At 67.4% G+C, this 291-nt stretch carries 1 protein-coding gene; it reads right to left on the reverse strand.

The window, feature by feature from the left end:
• On the reverse strand, window positions 1-181 hold a 181-nt coding region (locus tag KZZ06_RS20360), incomplete at its 3' end, for a hypothetical protein (protein ID WP_219581799.1).
• Between the last annotated feature and the right edge of the window lie 110 nt (window positions 182-291).

Genomic DNA, 291 nt, shown 5'->3' on the forward strand with positions numbered 1-291 from the left:
CCCAGACATTGTCCTGCGCGTCGACCGCGACACCCGCCGCCTGGCCCATGATCCAGTCGTTCGGCAGGCGCTGCGGCCAGGCCGGATCGACCTCGAAGCGCAGCGGCTCCTCGGCGACGGCGGGAACGGCGAATGTCAGGGCGGCCGCAGCCGTCAGCTGACGCAGCACGCGTCGCAGCATCTCGGTTTCCTCTCCCGGCTTTTATTCAATTCGCAGCACCATCAGAGGCTGAAAGGCGGGCCTCGTCCAGCATCGAGCAGCATCTCCGGGTGACATCGCGCGACGCTTGC

The sequence above is a fragment of the Sulfitobacter sp. CW3 genome, assembly GCF_019392245.1.
Taxonomy (GTDB): domain Bacteria; phylum Pseudomonadota; class Alphaproteobacteria; order Rhodobacterales; family Rhodobacteraceae; genus Sulfitobacter.